A 12162-nucleotide genomic window follows, 5' to 3' on the forward strand; every position below is an offset into this window, starting at 1 on the left:
CAGCGGATGCACGCCCCGGGCAGACACCCGCGCGTTCACGAACCTTGACCGGCTACACCACTTCGCGGGACACCATCTAGACCGAGCGCTCAAGCTGGTGACAGTGACCGCAACCGAGGGGTCCCACGCACTCCTCACCAGTCGGCCATCGAGGGCTGAGCTGGTCGAGAACGAGAGAGCGTGGCTAACGCCGGTGGGGGTACATCGAGACACACGCGCGCCCGACCGGTCTCCGCACCCGCCATCGTGGCTGACTGTCGTCGGCTGAGGCTCAGGCACTCCGGCTAGGACGCTTCGATCCCAAGGGACCCGTGCCATCCGCGTGCCAGATCGTGCGGGAAACTACGGGGAACTACGGGGATTGATCACGGGTGCGGCCAAGGCTCGAACTCCACTCCGCCGCAGGTCAGTCCAGCAACTGCCGTCGAGAAACCCCAGCTTCCCAAGCTCAGGGCTCAGTCCGACAGAATGCGGGGGTGTCCCTTGATGCCATTGACGCCGTGGACTGGTCGACGATACCCAACCCAACGTGGGACCAGTGCGACGAACCGGAACGGGTTGCTCACGCACTACGACTGCTGACGGTGTCCACCACGGCCAACGAGACGGGCGACGCCGCGTCTCTGCTTGCCGGTGGGGGATTCGTCTGCAGCCACGCTGCCATGGTGTTTCCGGCGGCCTACGCTGCCACCCCGATCCTGCTGGATCTCGTCGAGCATGGCCAGCGACCGCGCATCAAGGAGGCAGCCCTCGGGCTCCTGGCAGACGCACTGGGCTATTCCCCGACCGCCGGCCACAACCGGGTCGACACCCCCTACGACACCGACGTCCCGCTCTGCTGCGCCATCGCACGCCTCATCCGCGGCCGTCGCAGCGCTCTCCTCGCCCACGGGAATCGCGGTAAGCGACTCCTGGCAGAGGCAGAGCTTCACTGGCGGATGACCATCGAGGAGACAGAACTCCAGCCTGGCGGCACTCTGACCGCCCTCGCCATGCTCGAAGGCACACCCTTCGAAACACCGGGCGAGGCCGAGTTTCACAGCCCGCTTTCCGAACGACCTGCAGCCTCCGTGTGGATCGACGCACTGACGGCCGACGTCTCAGGCGCCGCGTGCTTCCAACTCGGCCGCATACAGTACGAGGCCCTCCCGGGTTCGGTCCTCTACCCAGCTGAGTGCGGCCGACGCGAGCACTGACCTCGTTGCCATGTCTCAGCGGTCGCACCACAACCGCACCAGGTCGAGCGGGGAACCACGGTGTAGGCGGCCTGGGCCAGCGATGCCTCACCGTGACCGTTCGCTCAGATCAGCGGCCGAACCTCCCACAGATGCTCGCAGCTTCCCAATCTCAGAGCGTGCACTGCTGTATGGACGATCTCGACAACCCGAACAGCGTCACCGAGGATCACGATGTGACCGACGACGACCTGATCCTGGCTACCCGTGCACGCGTAGCCGGCCGGGAGCTGCCCGGTCCCGCGTCCGCCGAGGACGTCACCACGTTCGAGCGAATCGCGGGCCACCCGATGCCCGGACTGCTGAGGCGGATGTACCTCGAAGTCGCCAACGGCGGCTTCGGCCCGTCGAAAGTGCTGTCCCTCACCGACACGGGCAAGTGGTTCGGCGACCGCGCGGACATCGCCATGGCCTACGACGACTTCGCCGCCGACCCCGATCACCCACTCCCGCCGGGGATCGTGCCTCTCACGAACCGGGGCTGCGCCATATGGACGCTGATCGACTTCCGCACCGCAGACGGACAGATGTGGGACTGGGATCCCAACCTCTGCTGTCTCCAGCACGCCCTTGCCCCGCTGGAACAGTCACTGACCCAGTGGCTCACCAATTGGCTGCACGGCGTGATGCCCGATGGACCCTACCCACACCGCGAACTGTCCAGCCGGGAGTGCCCCCCACTGATGACGGCCGGGACGAGTAAGCCGTCTCACTTTCCGTCTCATTCAGCACCCTTCACGGCCGTTCAGGCGAGACCCGCAGTCGTCTCCACAGCGGCCGCTAACCGCCCATGAACCCAGGTGAACTCCCCCGAACACACCCCCGCTCTCCACCACCACAGTTGGAAAGCGTGTTGGGGGCAACCCCTCACGAGTTCGAATCTCGTATCCTCCGCCAGTGCTCTCACCGGGCAACCAGCGGACGGCCGACAGCGACCCGCCCTACATCGCGTACTTCGACGAAGTGGAGCTTGCAGCCGAGATAGGCCACTGCTTCCGCGACCTAGGGCGCTCCGTCGAAGCTGCGCAGCGGGGTGGGGGCTCCATCTTCGGCGACGGTCTCAACAACCGAAGCGACTTCTTCGCGACGATGGTTCAGGCTGAGGCATACATCAATCAAGGGGATATCGGCCGCGGGTTCGATACCGCACTGAGCGCACTTCGACTCGGCGAGGGTTTGAAGTCTGCGCGGTGCATTCAGTACGTGCGAGAATTCCAGAGACGCGTCACGCCCGCGATGAAGCAGGCTGCGGAATTCAGCGGTTTTGCAGAGCGAGCCCGCAGATCCTTCCTCTGGCAGCAAGCAATTTCGCCCTGATATTGCAAAATCAGGAAGCAGGAGTGGACGCGGGGCTTCTCTTGTCGCTGAAGATTCTCGCTATCAGCGTGCCCATACAGGATTAGCTTTGACTCGGCTCGGCATACTCCACGTACAGCGGTGTAGCAATGACACACGAAGCCTGGCGGCGCCTGCTTTCTTCAGGTGCGAGCGGAGGGGCACCCCTCAGGTAAACGTCGGACGCCCGTTCCATTGAGCTCAAGTATGCCGTAACACGAGCATACCCAATCATCGTTGCCACTGTTTCCCGGCGAGACGCTTTATCAAGAACGTCGAGTAGTTGCGATACGGCCTCGCCAAGGAAATCAGCATCGGTGACACTTCTCGGACCTTGGGCCGGGACTTCAACCCCCTTTCGAGGGAGAGCTTCCCTTAATAGCTCTACGTTACTTACTACGCGTTCAAACGTGTCCCAATCGCTAGACGTAAATTGGCTTCCAACTATCTCCTGCTCCGGAGGCGGGTCGACCCGCAATAGGTGCTGCGACCTAACCAGGTGCCGAGATGAACCGTGCAGAACCAGCCGCACCTTTCCCCCCGTCGGGTAGTCTTCCGTCGCTTCCGGCAGGTCAACGAAGATAAGAGTCCCCTCAAGTGGCGCACCAAGCGCGAAATAATTCAGAGGGGCTTCGAACGCCACCCACGTCCCAGCTTTAAGATAGGTATCCGGCTCCGCGAACCAGCGCGCCGAACGAGCGATCCCTTTTTCAATTCCCCTAAGATGCGCCAACCGGAAGCGTCTATAATCCGGCGCACCAGCGAAAGTGACCCCTCCAAAGGGCGACGTAAGATTCACGTCTGGACGCCTCCAGAGCGTGCGAAGCTTGGGAACGAATTGCTGAAGTTTTCCGTCGGATAGATACACTAGTTCGCGCATATCCCCTCCTTTGGCGCCTTTAGCTAAAACTCTGCGTACTACTCAAGCTCTTCCCGCCTCGCCACAGCATTAATCGCCCGATCCGACAGGCCTAAAACGGCGCCCAGTCTCGGTGAGAGCCACCTGAGCGCAAGCTTTCCACTCGCTTCTCAACTTACGTGGCCGCGCGTGGCGGCCTGTGGCGGCCACGTGCCGACGGCTGGGGCGCCCTGCGGCTGACCACCACCGACCGCCGCACAGGCCGACCGAGCAGCGTCATCATCGGGTATTTTCGAGGACGGGCCGAACCTGGTCTCGCTCGCGATGAACGGCTGAGGTGAGGGAGAGCCGCCTGGTCGCTCAACCTGCAGGCGCACCCGGACGTGACCGTCGATCTGGTCGACGGGCAACGGCTGGTTCACGGTCACGCCGCACTGGGGGACGAGCGGTCGCGGCTGTGGGCCCGGTGGCGCGAGATCGACAAGAACCTCGACGCCTACGCGGCACGCCGCCCAAACGACACTGCAGTGGTGGTTCTGGAGCCCCGAGCCAGTGCGCCGAACCCTTCGCAGGCCAACTGATCGGCCGACGCCCCATCATTCAACCGGCGCCTCAGGTGAAACGGCGTCCACCGCTCTGTGCCCAGCAGCGCTTGCCTGCGAGCAGGTCCTGTTCACAGCGCACCACAACCGCACCAGATCCAGCGGGGAACAACGGGGAACCAGGGTGAAAGCAACCAAGCCCGGCGAGGCCACTGTTCGACCGTTCGCCCAGGTCACCGCCCGCACCAGCCTCAAATGCCCGCAGCTTCCCAAGCTGAGAGTGCGAGTTCGATTCTCGTCACCCGCTCCAGAATTTGCCCCCAGGCCAGCGGCCTGGGGGTTGTTTGTTGCCTGGTCCAATTCGGGGGCGGCGTGCCCTCTGTGTGCCCTAAGTCGAGGCCAAGCACCCCTTCCGGGGTTTTTGCGGTGCGATTCAGGAGGCACGACATAGCGCGCCTCAAATGGTGAGACCTATTTTAGGTGACCTGGGTCACAGATAGAGCAAATGGACATCAAGTCGCATATGCAAACTGCCACCTGCGACCCAAGACATCCTCGAACGCTCGGTGATGACCGAGGTGGAGACAGTTGGAGATCCCGATGACCAGAGGGGCCAGGCGGCGAAAGCCGTCCAGGAGCGGCTCGTCGACATGCCAGCGGTCCGGGACGTGACGAACGTCGGTCCACGATCGCGAGGCGTACCAGGATGATCGTCACGAGAACGGCGTCGGACGGGAGTCCTTGCAGTTGAACCTGCGGGGTCGCCTGGCAAAGGGAGCTTCAGACCCACGATGCCTGCGGGACAGCTCCAACCTCTCGGCTGACGTCCTGACCACAGACGTGTTGCGTACACAGTTCTGCTCCGGCAACCGAAAGGCTGCCGAAGCAGATCTCGACCTGTGCGGACCGGTCTTCGGAGCCGTTCGGTCAGCGGCCCGTGAGCCAGTCCACCAAGTCGTAGACGGCACGGCAGTAGGGGTCGTGGACGTCCTTCCGTAGGCGTTCCAACTCTCCCAACAGAAGGACCGGCAGCGCGGCGTGCGCTGCCGTCACGCCGACGACGACGGAGCCGTCCTCGTCTCGCAGAGGAAGGTCGACACCAAACGGCGGCGCATCCTCCGACTCGGGCGTGTCCATGTACAGACGGCACGTCGCCTCATCGAGAAGGAGGAACCCTCGCAGCCGTAGTTCTGCGGGCTCGTCCGGTTCCGGGGGAACGGCGAAGGCCGCGGCTGCGACGTGCAGCGCGTCCGTCAGGTGGAAGCGTGGCTGCGCCATGAAGGTGTGGACGGCGGTGGACCCGTCGAGCACGGGAATCCCGAAGGCATCACGCGGCGCCTGCTCGACCTCGCGTTCGGAGCAGTCGGCCAGTGCGCCGCGAAGGGCAGCCGCGAGGTCCCCCGAGGGGATGTTCCCGCCGTGCATGTCCGTGAGCGGCAGATCGAAGGCGACCGAGCTGTCCAGCCGTTGCCCGTCCCATACGACGACGCGGCCGACATCGCCTCGTTGAGGGGACGTCACCACCCCGCGGACGAGCCGGACCTCCGGTCCGAGGGCGAACGCCGTGGCGCGGCCGAGCATTTCGTGCGCCAACTGCGCCTGCAGACCGGAGAGGGCCGTCTCGTCCCACGTCATCGAATGCTCCGTCATACCCGGTTCAACGCGTCGGGGCACTTGTTGGCACCCTCGCAATAGGCCGTGATCACGCCGATCTTGTCATCCGTGTCGGCGAGCTTGTACTTGTGGTCCTTGGTCTCCCAGTGGTACTGCGCGATGACCTTGACCCGGGCGAGAATGATCCCGAGGGTGTCGTAGAGCACAGCGCCGTACACCTTGCGGGTCTTCGTGCTCCCGTGTTCGGGATGCTCGTTCACCGCCGCCTTGATGACCTTTTCGTCGTGGATGTTGTGCGGTCCGGAGAAGTGGACCCAGCCGAAGTCCCTGTTGCCCTGCCGGGTCGGGATATAGCGGCCGTCCTTGTCATGGGCCACGAACTTCACCATGCTCCAGTGACTGGTCGCGGCGTCATCGACTGTCGCAGCGCCGGCCGCCACGTCCGCGGAGTCCGCCTGGGAGACGGACTTGTCCGTGTCATCGGCCACGGCGGAATCCGCCACGGAATCGGATTGGGCGACAGCTTCGTAAGTGAGCCCGCGCTGAGCGGCCTTGGCCACTCCGAAGGTCTGGACGTACTGCTCGTCGGAGGCGAGGAAAAGCTGACCCCCGTCTGCGCTCGCTGTCGTCAAGTCGTCAACAGCGCTGGTTTCCACAGTGGTTGATGACTGATCGGTGACGCCGGACGTGTCGGCGTACGCGGGAGACGCTCCCAGCGTCACGGATCCGAGCAGCACAAAAGAAGCCACTTTGGCTTTCACGCGTTCCCCCGTGTTCTGTGTTCCGTTACGAGGCACCCAGGTGCCGGCGCGATGCCGTGGTCAGCGGCACAGTGCCGGATCAACGTATCTGTTGAGGATCAAAGGGTCCACGCAATTGGGCCATCTTTGATCATCAGCGATTCGATCACGCGAATCCGGGCCCCGGTCCTGCCGAGCATGACCGACCCGGCTATCCGTTATTCAAGTGAGTCGACGCCCAGGCCAAGGGCAACGGCGTCGTCGAGGGTGGCCCGAGTGGGCGGGATGTGAGCCTTTGCCCGGTTCGTCGTTGAGTTTGGATGAGGCGCGGTGATCAGTGGTTCGGGGGTCGATACCAGGTGCCGGGCGATGGGACTCAGCGGGCGGGAGCCGGCTAGGACGACGGCCGCCACTCCCGCCTGATCAGCCCGTAGACCCACGAGTCAGAGACCTCGCCGTTGACAACACAGTCTTCCCGCAACGTCCCCTCACGCACGAAGCCGAGCTTCTCCAGCACGCGGGCAGAAGCCACGTTGCGCGTATCGGCCTCAGCCTGGACGCGATTCAGGTCCAGCGTGTCGAATGCCCACCGCAGCAAAGCGCGCGCGGCCTCGGTCGCATAACCGTGGCCCCACGCTGCATCGTCGAAGCAGTAGCCCAGCGACGCACTGCGGAAGCCCGGATTCCACCGGTTCAGGGTGCACCAGCCGATGAACGCCCCGTCGGAGACACGATCCACGGCCAGCCGCGCCCCGGTGCCTTCCTTTTCCATCTCTCGGCAACGGGCGATGAACTTCTCGGCGCGCGCACGTTCGGTCCATGGTGGATCGTCCCAGTAGCGCAGCACGTAGGCGTTGCTCTGCAGCGCGAACAGGTCGTTCGCGTCCGCGTCTTCGAAGGCACGCAGTCGCAGGCGAGCAGTGTGCAACGAGGGGGCGGGCAGCGGCGTACTCAATGTTCCATCCCGTGATCGGTGGCCGATCAATCAGACATCCGATACGGCTCACTCGCAACGGGTTTCCTCGGCGGGTGGGCAGAACGACGTGAGGGGGCCGGTGGTGGGTTGCCGGGCGGTTACGGTCGCGGCCTGGTGAACAGTCCCGGCTCGGTCTCATCGAGGATTCCGCGCCCGGTCAGGCGCTTCAGTTTGATGCGGACGTTGTTGATGTTGTTCGGCACGAGGTCCAGGTCCATCGCCTCGCACACATTCCTCGCCCGTAGCGGAGCGTCGGCTTCGTCGACGAACTCCACAACATCTCACTCGCCAGTCGCCACGGCGCCCAGGTGATACTCCGTGATCTCCAGGATCGCCTCATTCGCCCAGCGATGGCGCCATCGCTCAACTGCGGGAGCTGAGGCGGCAGATGACCAGCGTTGATCTGCTCAGCACCACCCCACGCGTCCGCGAACTCAACCTCGGACCGTGACCGATGCGGTGGTGGCCGATCCGGCGCTCCAGCCGTAGCGGTGAGCGGTCACCGTCGCGGTGATCTTATGACCCTTGTCGCCCTTCACCTCGACGTAGGTCGACTTGGTGGCACCAGTGATGACCTTGCCGTCGCGCTTCCAGGAGTACGAGTACGAGGTCGCCGTCGGCGACCAGGTGCCGTGTGCGACCGTCAGCCGGTAACCGACCTTGGCGGTGCCGCTGAGCAAGGGCGCCTTGGTGGCCTTCGCCGCAGGCCCGACGGCGACCATGACGGAGGGGGACGTGGAGTCGGCCGAACCCGCGCCGTTGCCGACCGTGACCTTGCACGCGATCTTGTGGGTGTAGTCGTCCGAGGTCAACGTGCGGGTCGTGCCGGTGGCGCCGGAGATGGTCCGGCCGTCACGCAACCATGACCACACGCCGGTCGCGTTGTAGCCGGACCAGGCCGCGGAACACGTCACCTTGGAACCAGTACGGGCAGTCCCGGTCACCGTGGCCGTCTTGGTGATGGCCGGCTTGGTCAGCAGGGTCTGCGAACGGCTCCACACCTGGGAGGTGTAGCGGTCGGCGGACCCGGGGACGTAGACAGCCGTCCGCCCGAGCACTGAGGCCCGGCCGTCCGGTCCGGCCGCTACCTCGGCCGTCAGGGCGTCCATGTCGGGGACGTCGGCGACCGGCGTGGCGTTGAGTGCGGCGGCCTTGCTCCATGTGCCGCCGGCACGGACGGCCCACTCCAGGTAGTGGTCGTCGCCGTTGTCGATGCCGGGTGTCTGCGGCCATACGACTTGTACGGTCCCGTCCGCACCGATAGACGCGTCCACCTGCCAGTCGACGTAGCCGGTGGACAGCGTCTTCGGCGCGGACCAGGTGCCCGTGCTCGCGCTACGGGTGACGGCCTGCACGATCGGCATGCCGGCGCTGCCGGTCCAGCCTGCCCACACATAGGTGACATCCCCGTTCGGTGCCATGAGCGGACCACTGTCGTCGTTGTCCTGAACGACCGGCACGGCGGTCTGGACGGCACCCCAACTGCCCGTCGGGGAGGGCCTGTTGATGGACTTCAGCGTCTCGACCCCGTTCGTGGCGCTCTGCCACAGCACGGTGGTGGCGCCCTTCGCGGACATCGACACCTGCACGTCGGTGGAATTGGCGTCCGCGCCGGTCAGGGCCGCCGGGCTGCTCCAGTCTCCGCCGGGAGTGGCCCGGGTCATGATGGAATCGACATTGGAGTCGGTGGTCCTGTCCCAGGCGTCCCAGACCGTCGTGGCCGCGCCGCCGGGAGCCACCGCAAGGGAGAACTGCTCGATGTAGCCCTTGGAGAAGGAGCCCAGACGGTGAGGCGCCGACCAGGCCCTCGCGCCGGGGGCGAGCGTGGCGGTCATCGCCTCGTAGCTCATGTCCGCGTCGCCCTGGACCCATACGGCGGTGACGGTGCCGTCCGCCGCCGCGGCCAACTGGGGCATCGACAGGTCCAGTCCGGCGTAGGCCGTGAGCGTCACCGGATCCGACCACCGGCCCGCCGCCGGGTCCCACCCGGCCGAGACGGCGGCCAGCGAACCGTCGGTGTAGCTGCCGGTCGTCCAGGCCGCCTCGGCTTGGCCGTCGGCGGTCACCGTCAGCACGACCGGGGCGGTGGCGTTGGCACTGGTGAACAGAGTGTGGGGAGCAGCCCACGTGTCACTGCCCGCGGGCCTGACGACGGCCTGGATGTCCCAAGTCGTGGCGCCGGCCGCCTTGTTGCGCCACAGGGCGAACGCCGCACCGTCCCCGGCCACCTGAACGTCGATCAGGCTTTGCTGACCGTCAGCACCGGTCAGGCCGACCGCGGGAGCCCATGGACCGGCCGCCGCCGGATATCCGGCGGCGGTGGCGGGCAGGGCCGTGCTCACCGCGAGGACGGCCGCCGTTACCGCCGCGCACGCGGCAGCGGTGGCGCGCGATCTCCGTATGAGTGCCACTACGGCTCCTGTCTCGGACGGGCGCGCTCCTCGCGCCCGACAATGCGTCTTAACCTCTGCGTGGGGACCGTGATCCGGCAGAACAACGTCCGGTCAATGTCTGGCGCCGGAATCCTGGGCGACCGCCTTCGCCATATCCCTCCGACAGTGCCCCCGTTGTCGAACGCGTTGACGAGAGTACCCAGCGAAGTTCCCCATTTCCGGCTCCCGACCGTCTCGGAATGATCAAATCTCACCCGTCCCTCGGGGACGAACGGCGGGTCTGGGCGAATCATGACGCTCGGAAACCTGGTCGACCCTGCTGGAGGTGCACATGGTGAACGCCGACCTGATACGAGACCTCGGCAGGCCGGACCGGTACGAGGCGGCGGCAGACGCGTTGGTCACGCTCGGCGCCGGCGGGGTGGAGGAGTTGGTGCGGGAGGTGATGGACGCGGAGTCCCCGGTGGACTGGTGGCCGATCAGCGCCGTGCTCGGGCGGATCGGGGACGCGGGGTTCGACGGTCTGCTCCAGGGGCTCGTCTCCGCGTCCACCGAGGAGTCCCGCAAGCGAGCCGGTCTCGCGTTCTCCCAGCTCGGCGCGGCCGTCCTGGACCGTTACACCGCGGCCCTCGCCCACCCCGTGCCGCTCGTGCGGCGTCACGCCGTCCGTGGGATCGCGCGCTGCGGGGAGGCAGGCCGGGTCGCCCCCTGCTGCTGCCGCTGCTCGGGCGACCCGGACCAGGAAGTCGCCCGGCAGGCCCAGGGCACCCTGATCCGCACCGGCGAGCACGTGATTCCGCTGCTCCGGCGCATCCGGGAACGGGGGCCGGGCCGGCAGCGGGCGCGGGCGTTGACCGTACTCGCCGAACTCGGTGGCGAACCGGCTCTGTCACGCGCCGACACGGCCGCGATCGAGCGGCTCATCCGCATCAAGCTCCCGGACGATCGACCCGAACCGCTGTGGGCCTGCTGGAACTTCTGGATGGCCGTCCCCGGCGGAGACCAGGCCGGGATCATGCGCACCCTCGGCCTGACCGACCCGCGATCCGTGACCTTCGCGCTCGGCAACAGCATCGTCGACGGCGACGGCCACGGCTGCGACACGGACGAATACACCGGCTACGAACGGGTCTTCGTCACCCCGGAGCTCGACGGCTGGACCCTCGTCCTCGGCGCCTGGTGCGACCCGCACGGCCTGGAGCGCCGCGAGGAAGTGCTGCGCCTGTGCACCGAGCTCGGTGCCCGCTACGGCCGGGCCCAGGCGTACTACTACGGCGGCCGGGGCGACGGCTCCGCCTGGCTCGTCGCCGAGCACAGCACGGTGATCCGGCGGTACGGCGAAACCGGCGAGGCCGAGGACGAGGGGCTGACCCTCGGCGAACCGCTGCCGTACGAACGAACACGCCGTACGGAACTGGGCCTGCACCCCGACTGGGACGCCGCGCAGGAGAGCGAGGACGACGAGGACGAGTGGCGCTGGACCGCTCACGACCTCGCCCCCGGACGTCGCCCGTTCCCTGGGTGCCGTAAACCCGCTCGACCTCACCGCGGACACACCGTCACGCGGCACCGCCGTCATCGCCATGACTCCGTACGGCGTCGCCCACGGCGTACCGGCGGGCGCCTACCGCATCTGAGTCACGACTACCCTCGCTGTGCTCCCGCAACGGCGTCCTTCCGACCGGTGCTCGCTTCCCGTGCTCAGCCGCTCGCCGATCACCCCAAAGGGGTCTCCACTTCTCGGAGGCGACGGCATGCCCATAGCGTGCCCTTAAGACCGGTAAACCACGGTCGACAGCGGTACGAACCCGCACTCCTGAGCGGCACACCAGAACGCACAAACCCAGGTCAGAAGCCATCCAGCTCGCCAAGCGCCGTCGCTTCCCAAGCTGAGAGTGCGAGTTCGATTCTCGTCACCCGCTCCACGCCGAAGGCCCAGGTCGAAAGCCCCGGGCCTTCTTTGTTGTCTGGACGGATCAGAGAACTCGCACCGTTCGTACACTCTGGCGTGCGGCCGCAGCAGGATGTTCCGAAAGGCACCTCAGCTCGTTCAGAGTTGGCCAGCTGCAGACAGGACAAGCACGCAGAGGCCCATCGACGTGGCAAAAGCAGTGCCGCCGTAAAGGACTGCCTCAGCGCCTGCGGCTCCGGTGCTGGTCTTCAGGATCCCGGCGACAAGAGCCACCACGAGCGAGAACAGCGCTGCCACGAGGAGCCACAGGTACCTCGTTCCGGATCGTGACTCGGACGGCGGAGCATTCACAGAAGTCTTCCTTCGCGGACGGGCTGAAAGCAGAGGAGTGCGTCATTCGGGGACCAGGACACCGGTCAGCAGATGCGCGGCGAGTGTGCTGCGGTGGTGAGTCGCGGCCTGGATGAGTTCGCGGTGCGGATGGTGTCCCGCGAAGTGGTGTAGCCGGTCAAGGTTCGTGAACGCGCGGGTGTCTGCCCGGGGCGTGCATCCGCTG

The 12162-nt window shown here is 66.1% G+C and carries 10 protein-coding genes and 1 pseudogene; 5 read left to right on the forward strand and 6 right to left on the reverse strand.

Going from position 1 to position 12162, the window contains the following annotated elements; all coding sequences use genetic code 11:
• Positions 1 to 476 precede the first annotated feature (476 nt).
• The 3 genes from AC31A1_RS34680 (at position 477) to AC31A1_RS34690 (ending at position 2552) form a co-directional block, all read left to right on the forward strand.
• Complete coding sequence (locus AC31A1_RS34680; protein ID WP_489657116.1) at positions 477 to 1196, forward strand: hypothetical protein; 720 nt, start codon at positions 477 to 479, stop codon at positions 1194 to 1196.
• 170 nt (positions 1197 to 1366) lie between these two features.
• Positions 1367 to 2029, forward strand: coding sequence for an SMI1/KNR4 family protein (locus AC31A1_RS34685; protein ID WP_489657117.1), 663 nt, complete (start codon positions 1367 to 1369; stop codon positions 2027 to 2029).
• A 103-nt stretch (positions 2030 to 2132) separates the two neighbouring features.
• The gene (locus AC31A1_RS34690; RefSeq protein WP_489657118.1) at positions 2133 to 2552 is read left to right on the forward strand and encodes an NsdA family TPR-like regulatory protein; all 420 of its coding nucleotides are present in this window, start codon (positions 2133 to 2135) and stop codon (positions 2550 to 2552) included.
• A gap of 82 nt (positions 2553 to 2634) precedes the next feature.
• Here AC31A1_RS34690 and AC31A1_RS34695 read toward each other — a convergent pair whose 3' ends face one another.
• Positions 2635 to 3450, reverse strand: coding sequence for an SAVMC3_10250 family protein (locus AC31A1_RS34695; RefSeq protein ID WP_489657119.1), 816 nt, complete (start codon positions 3448 to 3450; stop codon positions 2635 to 2637).
• Between the two features lie 338 nt (positions 3451 to 3788).
• Here AC31A1_RS34695 and AC31A1_RS34700 point away from each other — a divergent pair.
• Positions 3789 to 4010, forward strand: a pseudogene (locus tag AC31A1_RS34700) (nitroreductase/quinone reductase family protein); the annotation flags it as partial.
• A gap of 888 nt (positions 4011 to 4898) precedes the next feature.
• Here AC31A1_RS34700 and AC31A1_RS34705 read toward each other — a convergent pair.
• The 5 genes from AC31A1_RS34705 to AC31A1_RS34725 all read right to left on the reverse strand — a co-directional run bounded on the left by AC31A1_RS34705 (position 4899) and on the right by AC31A1_RS34725 (position 9712).
• On the reverse strand, positions 4899 to 5606 hold the full coding sequence (locus AC31A1_RS34705; protein ID WP_489657120.1) for a hypothetical protein: 708 nt from the start codon (positions 5604 to 5606) through the stop codon (positions 4899 to 4901).
• An 11-nt stretch (positions 5607 to 5617) separates the two neighbouring features.
• On the reverse strand, positions 5618 to 6217 hold the full coding sequence (locus tag AC31A1_RS34710) for a hypothetical protein (protein WP_489657121.1): 600 nt from the start codon (positions 6215 to 6217) through the stop codon (positions 5618 to 5620).
• Between the two features lie 502 nt (positions 6218 to 6719).
• Positions 6720 to 7280 (reverse strand): GNAT family N-acetyltransferase, encoded by a 561-nt coding sequence (locus tag AC31A1_RS34715; protein ID WP_489657122.1) that lies wholly within the window; start codon positions 7278 to 7280, stop codon positions 6720 to 6722.
• A gap of 119 nt (positions 7281 to 7399) precedes the next feature.
• Positions 7400 to 7576, reverse strand: coding sequence for a hypothetical protein (locus AC31A1_RS34720; protein ID WP_489657123.1), 177 nt, complete (start codon positions 7574 to 7576; stop codon positions 7400 to 7402).
• Between the two features lie 159 nt (positions 7577 to 7735).
• A complete protein-coding gene (locus AC31A1_RS34725; protein WP_489657124.1) occupies positions 7736 to 9712 on the reverse strand; it encodes a hypothetical protein in 1977 nt (658 codons plus the stop codon).
• A 313-nt stretch (positions 9713 to 10025) separates the two neighbouring features.
• On the opposite strand from AC31A1_RS34725, the gene AC31A1_RS34730 reads away from it, so the two are divergent.
• Positions 10026 to 11936: a HEAT repeat domain-containing protein gene (locus AC31A1_RS34730; RefSeq protein ID WP_489657125.1), complete on the forward strand. Its 1911-nt coding sequence runs from the start codon at positions 10026 to 10028 to the stop codon at positions 11934 to 11936.
• Positions 11937 to 12162: the final 226 nt, after the last annotated feature.

It is taken from the genome of Streptomyces sp. P5F9, from assembly GCF_057961495.1.

What these genes read in the sequence shown, in the direction of transcription:
- AC31A1_RS34705 (WP_489657120.1), bottom strand. Translation starts at nt 5,606, where the DNA reads ATGACGTGGGACGAGACGGCCCTCTCCGGTCTGCAGGCGCAGTTGGCG.
- AC31A1_RS34685 (WP_489657117.1), top strand. Translation starts at nt 1,367, where the DNA reads ATGGACGATCTCGACAACCCGAACAGCGTCACCGAGGATCACGATGTG.
- AC31A1_RS34730 (WP_489657125.1), top strand. Translation starts at nt 10,026, where the DNA reads ATGGTGAACGCCGACCTGATACGAGACCTCGGCAGGCCGGACCGGTAC.
- AC31A1_RS34695 (WP_489657119.1), bottom strand. Translation starts at nt 3,450, where the DNA reads ATGCGCGAACTAGTGTATCTATCCGACGGAAAACTTCAGCAATTCGTT.